The sequence below is a fragment of the Pseudomonas sp. NFACC46-3 genome, from assembly GCF_900114515.1.
GTDB lineage: Bacteria > Pseudomonadota > Gammaproteobacteria > Pseudomonadales > Pseudomonadaceae > Aquipseudomonas > Aquipseudomonas fluorescens_Q.
In genome coordinates, this window is sequence record NZ_FOTH01000028.1 from 58,723 (window position 1) to 76,339 (window position 17,617).

At 61.2% G+C, this 17,617-nt stretch carries 16 protein-coding genes; 6 read left to right on the top strand and 10 right to left on the bottom strand.

From position 1 onward, the window contains the following. Positions 1-463: 463 nt before the first annotated feature. Together BM300_RS23345 and BM300_RS23350 are read right to left on the bottom strand one after the other, a co-directional pair. A complete protein-coding gene (locus BM300_RS23345; RefSeq protein ID WP_092464158.1) occupies positions 464-829 on the bottom strand; it encodes a DUF6124 family protein in 366 nt (121 codons plus the stop codon). Positions 830-1,341: 512 nt separating this feature from the next. Beyond that, positions 1,342-1,908 carry a helix-turn-helix domain-containing protein gene (locus BM300_RS23350; protein WP_092464160.1) on the bottom strand — a complete coding sequence of 189 codons (567 nt, stop codon included), beginning with the start codon at positions 1,906-1,908 and terminating at the stop codon, positions 1,342-1,344. A 150-nt stretch (positions 1,909-2,058) separates the two neighbouring features. On the opposite strand from BM300_RS23350, the gene BM300_RS23355 reads away from it, so the two are divergent. The 3 genes from BM300_RS23355 to BM300_RS23365 all read left to right on the top strand — a co-directional run bounded on the left by BM300_RS23355 (position 2,059) and on the right by BM300_RS23365 (position 4,100). Further along, positions 2,059-2,841 (top strand): aldolase, encoded by a 783-nt coding sequence (locus BM300_RS23355; protein ID WP_092464162.1) that lies wholly within the window; start codon positions 2,059-2,061, stop codon positions 2,839-2,841. A gap of 19 nt (positions 2,842-2,860) precedes the next feature. Beyond that, complete coding sequence (locus tag BM300_RS23360) at positions 2,861-3,748, top strand: dihydrodipicolinate synthase family protein (protein WP_092143799.1); 888 nt, start codon at positions 2,861-2,863, stop codon at positions 3,746-3,748. 73 nt (positions 3,749-3,821) lie between these two features. After that, positions 3,822-4,100, top strand: coding sequence for a Rho-binding antiterminator (locus tag BM300_RS23365; protein ID WP_092464164.1), 279 nt, complete (start codon positions 3,822-3,824; stop codon positions 4,098-4,100). Here the strand turns inward: BM300_RS23365 and BM300_RS23370 are convergent. Next, positions 4,075-4,308: a hypothetical protein gene (locus BM300_RS23370; protein ID WP_092143793.1), complete on the bottom strand. Its 234-nt coding sequence runs from the start codon at positions 4,306-4,308 to the stop codon at positions 4,075-4,077. The two genes, BM300_RS23365 and BM300_RS23370, sit on opposite strands and share 26 nt — an antisense overlap. A 4-nt stretch (positions 4,309-4,312) precedes the next feature. Then, positions 4,313-4,795, bottom strand: coding sequence for a hypothetical protein (locus BM300_RS23375; protein ID WP_092464166.1), 483 nt, complete (start codon positions 4,793-4,795; stop codon positions 4,313-4,315). A 186-nt stretch (positions 4,796-4,981) separates the two neighbouring features. Here BM300_RS23375 and BM300_RS23380 point away from each other — a divergent pair, with 186 nt between their 5' ends. Both BM300_RS23380 and BM300_RS23385 read left to right on the top strand, forming a co-directional pair. Continuing rightward, a complete protein-coding gene (locus tag BM300_RS23380; protein ID WP_092464168.1) occupies positions 4,982-6,175 on the top strand; it encodes a colicin E3/pyocin S6 family cytotoxin in 1,194 nt (397 codons plus the stop codon). Next, positions 6,172-6,402, top strand: coding sequence for a DUF7683 domain-containing protein (locus tag BM300_RS23385; protein ID WP_063322870.1), 231 nt, complete (start codon positions 6,172-6,174; stop codon positions 6,400-6,402). Before BM300_RS23380 ends, BM300_RS23385 begins: the two co-directional genes overlap by 4 nt. A 71-nt stretch (positions 6,403-6,473) precedes the next feature. Here BM300_RS23385 and BM300_RS23390 read toward each other — a convergent pair whose 3' ends face one another. Next, positions 6,474-6,839 (bottom strand): DUF6124 family protein, encoded by a 366-nt coding sequence (locus BM300_RS23390; RefSeq protein ID WP_063322871.1) that lies wholly within the window; start codon positions 6,837-6,839, stop codon positions 6,474-6,476. 477 nt (positions 6,840-7,316) lie between these two features. Here BM300_RS23390 and BM300_RS23395 point away from each other — a divergent pair, with 477 nt between their 5' ends. Then, a complete protein-coding gene (locus tag BM300_RS23395; protein WP_092464170.1) occupies positions 7,317-8,402 on the top strand; it encodes a sensor domain-containing diguanylate cyclase in 1,086 nt (361 codons plus the stop codon). Here the strand turns inward: BM300_RS23395 and BM300_RS23400 are convergent. From BM300_RS23400 to BM300_RS31090, 5 genes are all read right to left on the bottom strand, one after another. Beyond that, the gene (locus tag BM300_RS23400; RefSeq protein WP_092464172.1) at positions 8,386-10,737 is read right to left on the bottom strand and encodes a TonB-dependent receptor; all 2,352 of its coding nucleotides are present in this window, start codon (positions 10,735-10,737) and stop codon (positions 8,386-8,388) included. The two genes, BM300_RS23395 and BM300_RS23400, sit on opposite strands and share 17 nt — an antisense overlap. Position 10,738: 1 nt before the next feature. Next, positions 10,739-13,138: a hybrid sensor histidine kinase/response regulator gene (locus BM300_RS23405; RefSeq protein ID WP_092464174.1), complete on the bottom strand. Its 2,400-nt coding sequence runs from the start codon at positions 13,136-13,138 to the stop codon at positions 10,739-10,741. Continuing rightward, positions 13,138-13,974, bottom strand: a complete 837-nt coding sequence (locus BM300_RS23410) for a response regulator transcription factor (protein ID WP_086936660.1) — start codon at positions 13,972-13,974, stop codon at positions 13,138-13,140. Before BM300_RS23410 ends, BM300_RS23405 begins: the two co-directional genes overlap by 1 nt. 472 nt (positions 13,975-14,446) lie before the next feature. Next, positions 14,447-16,111, bottom strand: a complete 1,665-nt coding sequence (locus BM300_RS23415) for a ShlB/FhaC/HecB family hemolysin secretion/activation protein (RefSeq protein ID WP_218190628.1) — start codon at positions 16,109-16,111, stop codon at positions 14,447-14,449. Between the two features lie 96 nt (positions 16,112-16,207). Then, a partial coding sequence (locus BM300_RS31090; RefSeq protein ID WP_218190629.1) for an autotransporter outer membrane beta-barrel domain-containing protein occupies positions 16,208-17,617 on the bottom strand: 1,410 nt, incomplete at its 5' end.

Here is a 17,617-nt window from a genome sequence, read left to right on the forward strand (position 1 = left end):
CTCGGAGCGGGGTTCGTAGGTTTTATACATGAGATATCGTAGTGCTATTATCCATCACAGAATAGCCCACGAGACTGCAATTGGCCATCATCACAGGAAAGAAAACTGCGAGGGTGCTTGGCGATAATCAGAATGAGAGGAAGTACAATCGTTCCACCATCCTCAAGCTATAAAAAACGCCAAGAACAAAATAGGGCTTCTAAGGCTACCTATTCGCCTTAGAAGCACACAGCCTTATTTGGCTGCGGTAGATTCGAACACAATTGCACATTCTCTAGCGTAGCACTAAGAAGCATACGACTTAGAATCTGGATGAAGCCTAAAAACCCAATAAATTCAAAAATTTAAATACTCACGCCACACCGGTTACACCTCTGTTCTGGCTAGCTCCCCCTCGGGTACAAAAAAAGGCCTTGCAGGGCAAGACCTTTTTCGAATCCAGACAGTGGATAGTCCCGCAGCCCTACCTCACCTCAACAATATCCAACGCCCGATTCGCCAACAACTCACTCACCTCAATCACCTGCAAAATCCCCAACGCAACCCGCCGCCTCGAACCATCCAAATCAAACGCCAAATCACTGATCATCGCATTCGCCGAAGCCAGATTCTCACTGAGATTCGCAAGCAAACACTCAGAATCAACCCCAGGGTCAATCCGTAAAATGGAGTCGGACTTGTCAGACGTTTCGCCCTTAGGCTTGGGCTTCAGGTAGTAATCCAACGCGCGAGTGGCCGCGTCGTCGAGCTTCTTGTTGCGGGCAGACTGGGCACGGGATGTGGGTTCGTCTGAATCTGTAACTGGAGGGTTTGGTGTAATTTTGACCATGGTCTTAACTCTCAGGTTGAGGCCACGACCCGTTCGCTGCTAAACGAATTGGGAGGCAGCTGTACGCAGGTTAGCAGACCGACGAGTTAAGAAATCGGCGCGTCCGAGGACGCCCTGCGCACAGCCACCATCAAGTGCAGGGATGGGGATTCCTGTCTGATGACGCGTTGTGCGACTTAACTCGGCGAGCTGCTAAACCCGATCACTGACCATCAGTGACAGGTCCAAAACTACCGACGCAACCCCAGGCGCACAAGCCGGCGGATTCTGGCGTAGTTGTAGGCAAAGGCGCAAGGCGCTGTGGCTTGGCGGGCCTTCGTCGTTGGCGTCTGTCGGTCTTTACTGACAGACGCCGCTCGACTGGTCCGGGCAGGTGCTTGATGCCGTTCAGTTGAGGTCGTCGGAGGATCTGTGGCGAGGCGGTCATTGGAGGGGGCTGCTGCGCAGCCCAGCGGGAGCAAGCTCCCTCGCCACGGTGGTTTGCTTCCTGAATTGCGTTGTGAGTGGAGCCGCTAGGCGCCCTCGCCCTTTTCCGACGACTCATCGCTGTGCACCACCACCAGCAACTGCGCCTGGACATCCCCCACCGAACGCAGGCGATGGGGTTTCTGCGCATTGAAATGCAGGGCATCGCCACGGTTCAGCAGCACGCGCTCGTTCATGAAGTCCACTTCCACCTGGCCCTCGTGCACGAACAGGAACTCCTCCCCGGTGTGTTCCTTGAACGCGTGATGCGCGGTGAATTCGGTCGCCGGATAGAGGATGAAGGGCAGCAGGCTGCGCTCGGACACTTGGTGGGCCAATACCGCGTATTCGGAGCTGCCGCTGCTCGCCGCGAGGGATTGGCGGTCTTCGCTGCGCACCAGGCTGTAGCTGTCGAGGGAGACGGTTTCTTCGGAGAACAGCTCCTCGACTTTCACGCTCAGGGCCTTGGCGAGTTTGAGCGCCGTGGCGATGGAGGGCGTGCTCAAGCCCCGCTCCACCTTGGACAGGTAGCTCTTGGTCATCCCGGTTTTTTCGGCCAGGACGTCCAGTGTCATGCCGAGTTTTTTCCTGAGCAATTTCAAGCGAATGGACATAGGTAACCAACATTTCCAGAGAAACGGACAATCTGCGATTGTAAATGACACTTTGTGTCATATAGTCTATTTAGTGTCATTAGCACCTTCCTTTCACAGCTTCCATGACGCGGATCAAGAACGGTCAAAGAACGAATCAGGAGAACGGATATGAGCAAGACACTGGCGACGCCCAAGGACCAGTTGGTCCAGCATGCTGTTAATCAGATGCAGAAAACACTGCCGGATAATACGTGGACTGTACGACAAAAGCTGGCCCTGACCTGCCGCATCCTGTTCGAGAACGGCCACGACTCAGGGCTGGCGGGGCAGATTACCGCGCGCGGGCCGCAACCGGGCACCTATTACACCCAGCAATTGGGCCTGGGCTTCGATGAAATCACCGCTGGCAACCTGTTGCTGGTCAATGAAGACCTCGAGGTGCTGGAGGGCCATGGCATGCCCAACCCGGCCAACCGCTTTCACACTTGGGTCTACCGGGCCCGGCCGGATGTGAATTGCATCATTCACACCCATCCGACCCACATTGTCGCGCTGTCGATGCTGGAAGTGCCGCTGCAGATTTCCCACATGGACCTCTGCCCGCTGTACGACGACTGCGCCTTCCTGGAGGGCTGGCCGGGGGTGCCGGTGGGCAACGAGGAAGGCGAATTGATCGCCGGTGCCCTGGGTGACAAGCGCGCCATCCTGCTTTCTCACCACGGCCAGTTGTCCACCGGTGCCACCGTGGAAGAAGCCTGCAACATCGCCCAACTGATCGAACGCGCCGCGAAGCTGCAATTGCTGGCCATGGCCGCCGGCGAGGTGAAACCGATCCTGCCTCACCTGGGCCGCGAAGCCCACGACTGGATCGCCCGGCCCAAGCGCCACGCGGCCGCCTTCAACTACTACGCCCGGCAGAACCTGCGCCAACACGCCGATTGCCTGAACTGAACCCACCAGGAGCGAAGCCATGTCTACCCCCAACATCCACGGCATCATCGGCTACACTATCACGCCCTTCTCCACCGACGGCCAGGGCTTGGACCTGGACGCGCTGGGCCGGTCCATCGACCGTCTGATCGACAGCGGCGTGCATGCCATCGCGCCCCTGGGCAGCACCGGCGAAGGCGCCTACCTGAGCGATGCCGAGTGGGACCAGGTCAGCGAGTTCAGCATCGCCCGCGTCGCCGGCCGGGTGCCGACCGTGGTCAGCGTGTCTGACCTGACCACCGCCAAGGCGGTACGCCGCGCACGCTTTGCCCAGGCGAAGGGCGCCGATGTGGTGATGGTGTTGCCGGCCTCTTATTGGAAACTGAGCGAGGCGGAAATCCTCGCGCACTACCAAACCATCGGCGCCAGCATCGACCTGCCTATCATGCTCTACAACAACCCCGCCACCAGCGGCATCGACATGTCGGTGGAGCTGATCCTGCGGATTTTCAACGCGGTGGATAACGTCACCATGGTCAAGGAAAGCACCGGCGACATTCAGCGCATGCACAAGCTGCAATTGCTGGGTGAAGGCCAGGTGCCGTTCTACAACGGCTGCAACCCCCTGGCGCTGGAAGCCTTCGCCGCCGGGGCCAAGGGTTGGTGCACCGCCGCGCCGAACCTGATCCCGCAGCTCAACCTCGACCTGTACGCCGCTGTCCTGGCCAACGACCTGAGCCAGGCCCGGACGTTGTTCTATCGTCAATTGCCGTTGCTGGACTTCATCCTCAAGGGCGGTCTGCCCGCCACCATCAAGGCCGGTTTGCGCACCCTCGGCTTGGAGGTTGGCGATCCGCGTCTGCCGGTTTTCCCACTGGATGAGGCGCGTAACCAGCAACTGCAGACTATGTTGAAACAACTGCTCTGATTCAGAGTTCTAATCTTGCGACGGACAGGTGGCGCCCTGACCTGTCCGGTCGCTCCATTGAGGGTCACTTGAGATGAAGACCTATCAACCGTTGAACTGCGACCTGCATGATTACCTGGAGATTGCCTGCCTGTACGGCTACACGCTGGACATCGAACTGACTGACGGCCAACGCCTGACCGCCCGCGCGATCACCACGCGCACCGCCTCCACGCGGGAGGAGTTTCTTGATGTGGAAACTGCGGACGGTCGCCTGGAGATTCGCCTTGATCAGTTGCTGGCGATTACGCCGCGGGATGGCAGTGCCAGGTTTGGTCGGGTTGTGCTCACACCCTATACCGTGCCCGGCTAAAAAACAGTGCCGCTCCAATGCCAATTGCACTGGTCGAGACGATACCCAGGTCAAAACCGGAGATGAAAGACGGCAGCGCAAAAATACTCGCAAACCCCAGAGCGACCAGGGCAATGCCTAGCCATTTCCTGAGGCCGTAGGATTTCATATAGAAAAACAACAACAGGAACACTGCGTACGCCAGGGCGTATAGGCCATATTCGTTCATCGTCCTAGCCGCCCTGAGTCTTGATGATCATGGAGGATCCGGAGTGTTGCGGACCGATGCCACCGCTGACCTGCGCATCCAGGCTGACGATGACATCACCGGCGTGATAGGTCGGCAATTTACCTAGCGTGAACTCGCGGACGGCCCATCCCACAGGGATGACCGCGGCGGGCATGAACTTGCCTGCCGCTGCGGCGAAAACACCGCTGGTGAGGTTGGCGATACTCATTCGTTGGGCGTTGAGTAAATCCCCCTGCTGCCGGGTCAAGGGTTTGGAGATCCCGACCATCATTTGGCAGGGTAAATCCTTGGCAAGCATTTTGTCGTAGAACTCTACCACCCGGTTGCTCACTTCATAGTGGGCGGCTTTAGCTTCACCAAAATGCAGCTCCCTGAGGCTACCCCGTTCATCGGCTGACAGGGTGAAGCGCGATACGCTGAAGATAACTCCATGGCTGCTGGAAAACTGTCCGGTTTCAAACTTCAATGCTCGCGTCCTTATCGAGTCTGGGAAGACGGGGAGTTTGTCTTAGCTGATGGGTTTTTCGCAAATGGAAGTCGGCCCTACCTGCATTGAGGAAACCGGAACAACCACTTCAAGAAACCGCCTACATCGCGCCCCTCTCTTCCCGCGTTAGCGTCTGTCCCGCACTCACTGGACGAGACTCACTACGTGGCGACACGCAAAAAAGACATCCCCCAGGTTCGAAATCCGCCCGGTGGTGATGGGCATTACGTCACTTATCGGGACATGACCGCCAGCGAACTGGCCGAGCGCGAAGCCCGGCAGCAAGCGTACGAAGCCATGCTTGCCCGGCAGGCAGCCTATGAACGAGAGCGCTGGGCCACGGTGGCTAACAAGCCGTTACCCACCGTAACCGGAAGCGTGTTTGCCAAGAGCTGCAAGCTCCCCGACGGCATCATCGATTACAACAACCCCAACGGCTACGTCCCGGCCGATCTGGTCAAGCAGTACGGCGAACTCATATGGCTCGGCGGTCGCAGCGCCGATCCATCTGGCGCGATCCCCCTCAAGCAGATCGGCTCTGGCACGGCTCCCGTTGCCTTGGGCAGGCTCGCGCTAGGCGGTTCGGCGACTTCCTCGGCTGCAGTTACCGGCGGCACCGTCGGCGCTGCCCTGCTGACAGGCATCGTTGCCCTGCTCTGGCCTTCCAGCCTGGGCGACAGCGCGCTTTACAGCGAAGACCAGCTACGTCACCTCAAGCAGGCCCGCAGCCGCATGCGCCTGAGCATCGAGCAGCAGGCCGACGGCAGCCTCAAGGGCTATGGCTTCTACACCGGTCAGAACCGTGATTGGGAAATGGTCGAAGTCGTCCAGTTCACCCCTCGCGCCGACCAGTTCATCGCCGACCTGGGTGATGGCATCGAACTGATCTGGACCCCGGCCACCGACCCGTCCGACACCCTCGGCATCCCCGCCCTGGAAGCAGCGCCACAGGCGCCTCATATCTGGATCTATCCGCCGACGCCAGTGGCCGACAGCATCATCGTCGACCCGATCTATCCGCCGGAGTACAGGGATTTCATTCTGGTGTTTCCGGCGGATTCGGGGGTTCGGCCGGTTTATGTGGTTTTGAGTGTTCCGGGGGATCATAAGTACTACAAGCCCCCCTCGCTGCTTCCAGCGTTTCCAGACGCTACGATTGCTCCTTCCAAAACCTTTGTACGTGGTGGCGGCGTTAAACGTCGAAGATGGAAGGATCGTAAAGGCAAAATTTATGAATGGGACTCACAGCACGGCGCCGTAGAGCTGTACACAAAACAGGGTCAACACCTTGGCGAGTTCGATCCGATAACTGGCGAACAAACCAAACCCGCCGATCCGACAAGGAAAGTAGAAAAATGAAGCCCGTCGTTGAAATTTTTGACCAGACTACCGAAGAGCTAATACAGACCGTGGAAGTCCCAAGCGTATACATGGACCCGTTGGCCGCACTTATGGGCTGGACAAAGCCTGAAGATTTTTGCTTTGTCTACGACCTGTCACCACAGCAGATAACGACCATAGAAGAGTGGACTCACACAACCATTCATGGTGATAACCGCATCGTTCAAATCGTCTGCCTTGAATGACGAATGCGGTCATTTTTTGAATAAGGTCTTGTTAGACAAGACCTTATTCTTATACCGCCGTAACTGAGTCGCTACCTCACCTCGACAATATCCAACGCCCGATTCGCCAACAGCTCACTCACCTCGATTACCTGCAAAATCCCCAACGCCACATGCCGCCGAGCCCCGTCCAGATCAAACGCCAAATCGTTGATCATGGCATTCGCCGACGCCAGGTTCTCACTGAGGTTCGCAAGCAAACATTCAGAATCAGCCCCAGGGTCGATCCGTAAAATGGAGTCCGACTTATCAGACGTTTCGCCCTTAGGCTTGGGCTTCAAGTAGTAATCCAGGGCACGAGTGGCCGCTTCGTCGAGCTTTTTGTTGCGAGCCGATTGGGCACGTGATGTGGGTTCATCTGTATCTGTAACTGGAGGATTCGGTGTAATTTTGACCATAGCCTTAGCTCTCTTTGGGTTGGGCTACGTCCCGCTCGCGACTAAACGATTGGGAGGTAGCTGTACGCAGGTTAGTCGACCGACGAGCTAAGAAATCGGCGCGCCCGAGGGCGCCCTGCGCACAGCCACCATCGAGTGCAGGGATGGGGGGATACCTGACTGATGAACGCTTGAGCGACTTAGCAACGACGGGCGACTAAACCCGATCACTGATGAGCAGTGACAGGCCCCAAACTACCGACGCCACCCAAGGCGAACAAGCCGGCGGATTCTGGCGTAGTTGTAGGCAATGGCGCAAGACGACGTCGGCTCATGAGCCTGGCCGTCCAACGTCTGACAGACCCGGCATAAAAATCTTTCCGTTCCATCCCTTCCCGCAAATCTCCCATCCGCTGCAGCAAAGTCCCCGGCCAATCCGCGCCTCGATAATGCCCACTTCGCTAGCCCGCCCCTTATCGCCAGCACCCTATAAACCCCATGAACCTACGCACCTTCATTCGCGGCTACTGCCTCAATTCCCGGCTCGCCACGAATGCCCTGACCCGCCTGCACAAGTCGCTCTCGTCCCTGGTCAGCTATCTGGCCCAGCAGGGCTTTGATTCCGCTATGTGGCCGGCAACCCGCGACGAAGCCACCCTGGACCGTCGCCTCAACATCGTCTGCCCAGAGCTAGCCGCCACCGTGTTCAGCCACGCCCGCGAAGGCATCATCCTCGTCGATCCGTACGGTCGGGTCATCAGCGTCAACGAAGCCTTCACCCGCCTCACCGGTTACGGGCAAGACGAGGTGCAGGGCCGGGAGTTGAACTCCCATCGCATGGTGCGTCGGCTCGCGGCGTTTTATGCGCCGATGAAGAATGCGCTGGATTTCCACGGGCATTGGTCCGGTGAAGTTCAGAGCCATCACAAGGATGGTCGGGAGATGACGTCGCGCATCAGCATCAGTGCCGTGCATGACCGTCACGGTAATGTGCAGCACTATGTGGCGCTGCTCAGCGACATGACGCAGGTGAAGCAACGCCTTCAGTTACTGGAGCGCGATGCCCGTTATGACGCCCTCACGCAACTGCCCAATCGATTGCTGTTGGCCGAGCGGATGCGCCAGGCGCTGGGCAAGGCGCGGATTCACCAGCACAAGGTGGCCATTGCGTTCATTGATCTGGACGGGTTCAAGGCGCTTAACGACAGTTACGGGCATGACTGGGGGGATCGGGTGTTGCAGATTGTCGCGGCGCGGATCAATGCGACGTTGCGTGAAGGCGATACGTTGGCGCGGCTCGGTGGCGATGAATTCGTGGCGGGGCTGGTGGATTTACAGGCGGTGGAGGACAGCGAGCCGTTGCTCAAGCGGATGCTGGCGGCGGCCAATGCGCCGATCCTGATTGGCGCGCAAACGGTGGAGATTGCCGCCAGTATCGGCGTGGCGTTCTTTCCGGAGCATGGGCAGGAAGTCGATGGGCTGATCAGCAAGGCGGACCAGGCGATGTACCTGTCGAAAAAGGCCGGCGGCAATCGTCTGGCGTTTTGTCCGACGCGGTTTATTTCGCTCAATAGCGGAGCCTGACGGTGGTGCCGAGGGTTCTTTCGCTGCCGGTCATGACGCCATAGTCACCGGCGCCGAGCAGTGAATAGACGGCGGTGATGTAGTTGCGGTCGAAGACGTTGCGCACCCAGCCCTCCACTTCCCAGGCGCGGTCCTGGCTGCGCAGGCCCAGACGCAGGTTGGTGAGGCCGTAGCTGGGTTGATAGCTGCCTTCGCCGCCTTCGAGGGTGCCGGAGTAGCCGGTGCGGAAGCTGTAGTCGATGCCGCTGAAGGCTTCCAGCCCGTAGGGCAGCGGATGGGTGTGGTCGAGGCCGCTGCTGAGGTTCCATTCCGGCGCGTTGTAGAGGCGGTCGCCGCTGAGGTCGCAGGTCCATTGGCCCGAGGCCGGCGGGCACGGGGCGTTGGGGAAGCTGCGGTAGCGTGCATCGCTCCAGGCCAGGCCCAGGCGCCCGGTGAGTCGCGGGGTGAGTTGCCAGGCGGAGTCCAGCTCGATGCCGCGCAGGCGAACCTTGCCGACATTGATCAGATTGTCCCGCAGCGGTGGCGCGAACATGGTCGTCGGCGGGCTGTAGGTGAGCGCCTGGTAGTTGTCGACGTCGGTCTGGTAGACGGCGAGGTCGAGCAATGCGCGCTCGTCCCAGAAGCGCGTCTTCATGCCCAGCTCCAACGACGTGGCGCGCTCCGGCTCGAAGGTGGGCGCGGTGAACGGGCCGACCACGTCGAAGTTGATGCCGCCGGCCTTGTAGCCCCGCGACCAGCTGACGTAGCCCATCACCCCATCGCTGAAGCGGTAGCTGGCGCTGAGGAGGCTGGAGACGTTGTTTTCCTTTATCGAATCCTCGCGGTAATAACCACCACCGAGGGCAATGTCGCGCAGCAACAGTCCACCGGCCTGGAACACCGCAGGCAAACCCGTCAGCGGGGCGAGGTTGCTGACGTCGCGGGAGATCCAGCCGTCCTTGCGCTCCTGGCTGTAGCGCAGGCCGCCGGTGAGTTCCAGTGGTTCGATCGGGCGCCAGGAAACCTGGCCGAAAATGGCTCGACTGTCGCCCTTTTGCTCGCCGTCATAGCGTTGCCGGGCGCCGTCCAGCAGCATCGCCGGCACCTGCTTCGGGTCGGTGAAGGTGATGCCGTAGAGCTTGCGCAAGGCTTCCAACTGATCGCCGACGAACCAGGGCGCGGCGTCCTGGCCAAATTCGGCGTCGATCTCGCGGTCGAGCTGTTGGCGCAGGTAATACAGCCCGGCCACATAGTCGACGGACGAACCGACCGTGCCGGACAGGCGCCATTCCTGGCTGAACTGCCGATGGCCCAGCTCGGTTTCGGACTCGGCCACGGACAGCGCGGTGCTGTCGCTGTCGCGGGTGGCGCGGTAGTCCCAGTCGCGGTAGGCGGTGATGCTGGTCAGGCGCATCGCCTCGTCGAGATCCCAATTCAATTCCAGTGAGACACCGTTCTGCAGGGTTTGCGGATGCCCCGGCGCGTCGATGCGTGCCTCACGCTTGTAAGGGTCGGGCTCCGACAATGGATAGCCGAGGAACTGGGCGCGCTTGCGGGTCTGTTGGCTGTAGTGATTGACCAGCAGAACGTTGCCGGCTTCGTTTTGCTCGGTATAGTCGGCGATCAGGCGCGCGCTGAAGTCCGGGGTCGGCGTCCACAGCAATTGCCCACGCAGGCCATGGCTGTCGGCGTCGCCGAGGCGGGCGCCGTCTTGCAGGTTTTCCACGGCGCCATCGGTGGCGCTGTCGAAAACATTCAGTCGACCGGCGAGCATGTCGTCCTGCAACGGCCCGGATACCGTCCCACGATATTCCCGCAGGCCGCGCTCGCCATAGCTGGCTTCGAGGTTGGCTTCGGGCTCGAAGGTCGGTTGCCGGGTGATGATGTTCAGCGCGCCAGCGGTGGTGTTCTTGCCGAACAAGGTGCCTTGCGGCCCGCGCAGCACTTCGATGCGCTCGATGTCCATCAACTCGGTGAATGCCATGCCCTGGCGCGCCTGGTAGACGCCATCGACATAGGTGCCGACGCTGCCTTCCAGGCCATCGTTGTAGGCGGTGGCGCCGAAGCCGCGCAGGCCGAAGCCGGCGTAACGGGCGTCGTGGCCGGAGACCACCAGGCCGGGCACGCGCTGTTGAATGTCTCGAAGAGAGTGCAGGCCGGCCTCGTCCAGTTGCTCGCCGTAGAGGACGTTGATCGGGATCGGCACGTCTTGCGGGTCTTCCTCGCGGCGGCGAGCGGTGACGGTGGTGGCGTCGAGCGTGAGGGCGCTGGGCGCCGCTTGTTCGGCCTGGACCGACGCCCAGGGCAACATCGAAAGGCTGCCGAGCAAGAGCAGCCGATGACCCAAACCCGGCATGCTAGTGCTCCCGAGCCAATGCGCGACGCGTGCTGTCCGGGCAGGCCAGTGCCTTGACCCGCGCCAGCAATTCACGGCTGTCGGCGGGCTTGAGCAGGACCGCGTCGAAGGCCAGGCCCTCGGGATAATCCTGCGGCCTGCGGGGCGGCACCGCCGAATAGAGCATCACCGGCAGATGGCGCCAACGCTCGCGCACCTGGCGCAGCAGCGCCCAACCGTCCATGCCGGGCATCATCTGGTCGCTGATCAGCAGGTCGATTGGCTGCTCAGCCAGGCAGGCCAAAGCGTCTTGACCGTTCGTTGCGATGCTGACATCGAAACCGTAACCGGCCAGCAGGTCGTAGAGCCATTCGCTGTTCTGCTCGACGTCGTCCACCAGCAGAACGTGTTTACCCTGGCCGTCGAACGGCGTGACATTGTTGTCGACGATGCCGTTTTCCAGGTCGTGTTCTTGGGCGCAATTCAATTGCAGGCGAAAGCTGAAGTGGCTGCCCTGCCCGGTGGCTTGGGGTTCGAGGCGGCTGTCCATGCGTTCCAGCAGTTGCGTGACGATGGACAGGCCCAGCCCGCTGCCTTCATAGCGCTGGGCATTGCGGCCGCGACGGAACGGTTGCAGCAGTTGTTCGAATTCTTGCGGGTCGATGCCGATGCCGGTGTCGATTACGCTAAAGCGCAGTTCCACGGTATCTGTGGTCGCGCCCGGGGCCCAATCCACTTCGAAGCGGATCTGGCCGTTGAGGGTGAATTTCGCCGCGTTCGCCAGCAGGTTCATGAGCACCTGCCGAAGGCGTTTGAAGTCGGCCTCCACCAGTGGCGGCAGGTCGTCTGCCAGCACAGCTTCGAAGGTGTTGCCCTGGCGTGCGGCGAGAAAGCCCGCTTCGCCTGCTATCTCGTTGAGGAACCCGTATAGGTAGCCCGGCGCGAGGGTCAGTTGCATTTGCTCCAGCTCGCCACGGGAAAACTCGAGCATCTCATCGATCAGTTCCAGTTGCTGGCGGGCGTTGCGCTCGATGGTCGCTTGATAGTCGCGGTTGGGCCCGGCGTGCAACAGGCGCGCATAGTCGATGATGCGCACCAGCGGCGAGCGCAGGTCGTGGCTGATGCGCGCCATCAACGCGCTGCGGGCCGCCAGGGAGTCGCGCAACTGCGACGTGCGCAGCGCCACGGTGCTTTCCAGGCGTTCGTGCTCGGCCTGGCGCTGTTGTTCGAGGGTGGCCAGGGCGTGTTTTTCGCGGTTGCGGCTGCGGGCCACTTCCATGATCAACGTGCACACCAGCAACGCCACGCCTGGCAGTGTGGACGATAAGCTGTATTTGCTTTGGGGCGACTGCCAGGGCAATTGCTCCTGGGGGAAAAGCATCCGCATCAGCAATTGTGCAAGCAAGAGCCCCGACACCAGCCAGGCCAGCCAGCTGTAGCTCAGTCGTCTGCGCCAGGCCATGAACAGCGTGACGAGCAGCACCCCGTAGAAACTCATGAGGGATATCTGGACGACCTGCGCGCCCTGGACGGAATCGACTTTTAGCCACCAGAGCCGGCCGAGCACACACCCCGACAGCGGCAGCCAATAGCTCCAGCCAATGACTTTGGGCAATGCGGACACCTGCAACAGCACGCGGAAGTAGGCGAGAAACAGGACGAACGAGATTGCGCTGGCGCAGGTCAGCAGCTCCCGGGTCCAGCCCAGCGCGGTGGGCCAGTAGATCAGGTAGCCGTTGAGGATGCAGGTCAGCAGGATATAGCTCAGGACCGCGCCCGCATTCACGCTCAGCAATCGGGAGCGCAGGATCCAGCCGACGATGAAGCCGAACGGCACGACCAGCAGGACGATGCCGAGGGCGAGCCCGTCGCTCAGGTAAGTCTGTTGCTGACTGCGCAGCAGCGCCGGTTCGGACCACAGTTCCGGCTCCAGCAACAGCTGGAAATGGCTCGTCACGCGGACGAACACCGTGACGCTCTCCCCCGCCGCCAGCGAGACCGGGAATGCCGGCTGACGTGCCGCCGGTTGGGGCAATTCGGCCAAGGGATAGACGCCTCCGGCGTGGGCATCACGCCAGCGCCCGGCTGAAGATTGATAGACGCGGATGTCGTCCAGGCGCGGCGCCCCGACCACCAGCAAGCGCGAACACGCCGCATCGCTGGAATTGGTGAGCTGCCATTTCAACCAGAAGGCGGAGCGGCTGTAACCTTGGCTCGGCCAGCGCGGGGTTGCGGGGTTGAAATGGGTGTCGGGCAGTCGGGCGACTTCTTCGAGGCTCAAGCGGGCCTGGGCGTCTTCGAAAATCTGCGCCGCAGGCATCAGGTCCAGACGGTCAGCCCGGCACAGCTCCACGGGCGCGGCGTGTAGCAGCCCGGCGGACAACAAGGCAATCGTCAGCACCAGGAACTGTAGGAGCCGCATCAGGCGCGCCCGACCGACTCTGCATCAACGAGGCCCAGGGTCTGCTGGCGAAACTGGCTGGGCGTCATGCCGATTCGCTGTCGAAACGCCGTAGTGAAGTTGCAGGCATTGCGAAAGCCCACCACTTCGGCGACGTCCTGCACGCTCATGGCGCTTTCGGAGAGCAGTTCCTGGCCGCGCCGCAATCGCGCGTCGCGAATGTAGGCAAACACGGTCATCCCCAGGTGTTCGCGGAAAATGGCGGAGAGGCGCTTTTCATGAGTGCCGACTTTTTGCGCGAGCATGCCCAGGGACGGGATGTCGTCCAGCTGGTTTTCGATCAGTCGCATCGCGGCGCGCAGCACGATTTCATCGCCTTGCGGTTCCGGATCGGCCGGGTTGTCCGCAATGGCCGGCGGCGCTCGCCAGGTCAATTGCAGATGGATCCTGATGCGCGCCAGGACTTCCTCGGGGGCGCAGGATTTGGGGATGTAGTCCACCGCGCCCACGGTCAATCCTTCCAACCGCTCCAACGACGTATTGGCCGAGGACAGAAACAGGATCGGGGTATGCCGGGTGGCCGGTGCCTCGCGTAATAACCGGCACAGGCTGAAGCCGTCCATTTGCGGCATGTGCACATCCAGGACGATCAGGTCGGGACGCAGGGCAAGGGCGCGTTGATAACCCTGGTAGGCATCGCTGGCCAGGGAAATGCGCCAGGGCTGAGTCTTCAACAGGATGAGCGTGGCGCGAATGTCTTCGGGGACATCGTCGATCAGCAGAATATGCGGCAACGGCTCGGACGCCGCCGCGCCTGCCGCCGTCAATACCTGCCTTTCGTATCGTCCGTTGTCCATTCGCCAGGTCTCTTTTTGTGTTTAGCCAGGTCGCTGTCGCGCAATTGCCAAGTGAGGAAGCACGTTTCGGGCCGGCAACAAACCGATATAGCGGCAGATCAAATGAGAACTGAAGCTATCAAATTCTTAATCGGCGATAAATGGTCGTCTCGTCCGAGGCGTCCATTGATACGCAAGGGCCTTGGCGAGGCGTAGAGGCATGTGGCGAGGGATGGAAAACAAGAAGTGGCTGCACCTGGACATCAGCCCAGGCGAGCTTTGACAGCGAACAACAGGCGAGACGGCCAACGCGGTGGACGCTGTTCACCCGTGGCGAGGGAGCTTGCTCCCGCTGGGCTGCGAAGCGGCCCCCAAACCAGACAACTCGGTGTACCAGATAGATTGAGTTCACTGCTTTGGGGCTGCTGCGCAGCCCAGCGGGAGCAGCTCCCTCGCCACGGGTTGTTGAGCTCCTTAAATGCGCGGTAATCGATCAGAACGAGTAACCGATCTGCGCGAGCAGTTGCGGGTTTTCCTGGCGCGTATCGCTCTGCGCTTCGCCGCCGGAGTGACGCCAGGCGACTGTTGCGTCGAAGGAGAGTTGGCCGTATTGAGCGCGCAGGCCCACACCGCCGCCGGAGATGCTGCGGGTGTTTTCCTCATCGGCCCACTCGTTGTGGTTGATGCGCACCTTGCCGGCGTCCCAGAACAGGTAGGGCGTGAGCTTGTCGATTGGGTAACGAAGCTCGATCTGGGTCAGCATGCCTTCGTCGCCCGAACCTTCGCTTTGCGGATAAGCCCGTACGCCATCGATGCCGCCGAGGCTGAAGTCCTCGGAGGAGTCGAGGTTGTCGTTGCTCCACTGGCCGAGGAAACGGGCGAAGAGCGTGAAGTTGGCCGGCAGCGCTTGCAGACGGGCGAGGTCGACGTTCACTTTGCTGAAGTTGCCCTCGGTCTGGGCGGTCTGACGGTCGCCCTCGCGCAGGGCCGAATCCAGTTTCAGGTCACCGTAGGTCAGCGTCGCGCCGCCGTAGGTGATGCCGCCGCCCAATACCGTGTCCCTCACGTCAAATTGCAAACTGATGGGCAGCGTGTTGCTGCTTTTTTCAAAACTGAGGCCCAGCACTTCGTACTTATCCTCGAGCTCCTTGTGCTGGTACTGCCCAGCCAACATGAGGTTCGCCTGGTTGCTGCGCAGGAGCGGGTAGCTCAAGCCGATGCTGCTGACCTCAGCGGTACCGGTGGCCCCCAGGTCGGCGAATTCCGCGCCCAGGTCATAGGCGCTCTGGGCATAACCCACGTTGCCACGCAGGCCAGAGGTGCCCAATGGCATCGAGTAGCCGAGGCTGCCGAAATACAAGTCTTCATCGGTGGCCATCACCGCGGCGCTGAGCCGGTCGCCCAGCATCAGCGGGCTGTTCCAGTCGCCTTGTACCGTCAGGCGATTGCGCCCCGAATAACGATTGCCATGGTTGTCCAGGGTGGCCTTGCCCTCGAAGGCCTCGGTCTTGCTCACTTTGGCATCGAGATCGCCCGTGCCGAGTGCCTCACCTGGCCGGATCACCGGACGAACAGCCACGCCCGGCAAGTCCGAAAGCACCAATATGCTGCGCTCCAGCCGATCACGCTCGATCACGTCGCCCGGTTGCAGGTCACCCAGGAACGGCTGCGCCTGCGCGGCCAGTTTCGCATCGTCGTTGGTGGCGGTGACTTTCCCATAACGGCCTTCGATCACCGCGATGGTCAGTTCCCCGTTGGCCATGCGTTGGGCCGGCAAATAGGCACGTGCGAACGGGTAACCCTGCTCACGGTAATAAAGCGTGACCTGCCGGGCCACTTCCCGCAGCTCGTCCAGGTCATGGGCTCGACCGATAGCCGGGGCGACGACACGCTGCAGGCTGGCCTCGTCGATGCGCGTGTTGTCGGTGAAATGGACGGCGTTGAGCTGGACCTTGGCGCCGCCGACTTTTTCCTGCTCCGGTAGCGGTGCTTCCACATCCAGGCGAATGCTTTGCGGCAATTCCTGCTGCGGAATCGGCAGTTCCTGGAGGATACGGCCGGCGTCGGGAATCGGGCGTGCCGGCAGGGTCGCCGCCCAGGCCGGGGAAGTGGACAACAACGCCAGACCAGCCGCGCAGGACATCAGTTTGTTATGCATGGAATCAATCTCGAATAATTCGGGTTGCCTGAGCCCTTGGCCACGTCCGGGGACATGGCCAAGGGTTCCTTCAAATGAAAAGGTGGATGTCAGGGATCAGGGACGCATGGCCAGGCTCGGCAAGCGCACGCCGCCGCGCACGACGAACACGGTCTGCGGCGGGTAGGCCGCACAGGCGCCGCCTTCGGATACACCGCCATCGGCGCAGACGTTCCCGGCCAGTTCCCGCTCGCTGGCGGTGTCCTCGGCCTGGGCAGCCGAATCGCTGTCGCCTTGCGCCAGGGCGTTGCCCGCGCCGTCACCCGCATTCCCGTTGGCACGCGTGCCGCCTTGGTCCACCAGCAACAGACCGCCGTCATCGACTCCGTGATCAGACCAGTCGACCGGTTTCGCCTGGGACGGGTTGAGCTCCGGTGCATGGGGCGAACTCACCTCTGCGCCGACGCGTGTCGCATCGGCGACGCTCTGCCGGACGGCGTCATAATCAATCGACGGCGTCACGGTGAGATTGGCGTTGGCCGGACTGCTCACGATCAGGTAACCGAGGTCAGCCAGCCCGCCAATGTTGATCAGGTGCGAACCCGGGCCTTGAGTGCCTACCGAATACAGTGGGTTGCCGAGCATCGGCTTGGTGTCGCCGTTCCACAGGCCGTTGGCGTCATAACCGGCGATACCGCCGCCGTTGAACGTGGTCTGGCCATCGAACACCTTGGTCTGGGTGGTCGCGCCGTTGGTGGACACCACCAGGACGGGCTGCTCGCGGTAAACGGCATGCACGCCCGTGTTGCCCAGGGCCCTGCCGAAATTGCTCTGTTGCTCGTCACTGTTGTAGCGGAAATTGCCGCTGCCACTGCCGACCACATCCACCACACCGGTACTGCCAGCGAGGCTACCGGTGTAGATCACCGCCCGGCCGCCGGCGCCGGTAGACACCGTCACGCCCGCGTCGGCCTTCACGTCACCGCCCGCAGCCACGCCCGCCGAAGCGGATTGACCGGCGTTGAGCACGATCGCATCGGCGGCATTGCTGGTGGTGCTGACGTTCTCGGCCAGGGTGATGTTGCCGGTGGTCGTCACGACCTGGACTTTGCCGGTGTTGCCGATACCGACGATCTGATCCAGCCGGGTACCGTCCAGTGCCGTCTCGGTCAGCCTGCCGACGGTGACGTCGGCCCGATTGACGAAGCTGACATCCTTCGCTCGGCTGGCGATATCGCCGACCCAGTTGCTGGCGTTGCGCAGATCGAAATTCCCGCCCTTGAGCGCCAGGCCATCGGCGGTGATATTGCCGTTGGCATCCTGGGTGGTCTTGCCGTCGACATTGAGGAACACATTGCCGCTGGTAGCCAGGGCTTCGTTGATCGCCAAGTCACCTTGGGTACCGATGCTGACGTCGCCGGTGTTGTTCACACCAGTGGTGACCTTGACCACGTTGCCGTTGCCATCGGTTTCGGTCAGCGTGCCGACTTTCAGGTTGCCGGTGTTGTTGAAGGCGACCTTGCCCGC

What these genes read in the sequence shown, in the direction of transcription:
- BM300_RS23395 (WP_092464170.1), top strand. Translation starts at nt 7,317, where the DNA reads ATGAACCTACGCACCTTCATTCGCGGCTACTGCCTCAATTCCCGGCTC.
- BM300_RS23400 (WP_092464172.1), bottom strand. Translation starts at nt 10,737, where the DNA reads ATGCCGGGTTTGGGTCATCGGCTGCTCTTGCTCGGCAGCCTTTCGATG.
- BM300_RS23370 (WP_092143793.1), bottom strand. Translation starts at nt 4,308, where the DNA reads ATGAACGAATATGGCCTATACGCCCTGGCGTACGCAGTGTTCCTGTTG.
- BM300_RS23385 (WP_063322870.1), top strand. Translation starts at nt 6,172, where the DNA reads ATGAAGCCCGTCGTTGAAATTTTTGACCAGACTACCGAAGAGCTAATA.
- BM300_RS23350 (WP_092464160.1), bottom strand. Translation starts at nt 1,908, where the DNA reads ATGTCCATTCGCTTGAAATTGCTCAGGAAAAAACTCGGCATGACACTG.
- BM300_RS23405 (WP_092464174.1), bottom strand. Translation starts at nt 13,138, where the DNA reads ATGCGGCTCCTACAGTTCCTGGTGCTGACGATTGCCTTGTTGTCCGCC.
- BM300_RS23355 (WP_092464162.1), top strand. Translation starts at nt 2,059, where the DNA reads ATGAGCAAGACACTGGCGACGCCCAAGGACCAGTTGGTCCAGCATGCT.
- BM300_RS23390 (WP_063322871.1), bottom strand. Translation starts at nt 6,839, where the DNA reads ATGGTCAAAATTACACCGAATCCTCCAGTTACAGATACAGATGAACCC.
- BM300_RS23365 (WP_092464164.1), top strand. Translation starts at nt 3,822, where the DNA reads ATGAAGACCTATCAACCGTTGAACTGCGACCTGCATGATTACCTGGAG.
- BM300_RS23360 (WP_092143799.1), top strand. Translation starts at nt 2,861, where the DNA reads ATGTCTACCCCCAACATCCACGGCATCATCGGCTACACTATCACGCCC.
- BM300_RS23345 (WP_092464158.1), bottom strand. Translation starts at nt 829, where the DNA reads ATGGTCAAAATTACACCAAACCCTCCAGTTACAGATTCAGACGAACCC.
- BM300_RS23415 (WP_218190628.1), bottom strand. Translation starts at nt 16,111, where the DNA reads ATGCATAACAAACTGATGTCCTGCGCGGCTGGTCTGGCGTTGTTGTCC.
- BM300_RS23410 (WP_086936660.1), bottom strand. Translation starts at nt 13,974, where the DNA reads ATGGACAACGGACGATACGAAAGGCAGGTATTGACGGCGGCAGGCGCG.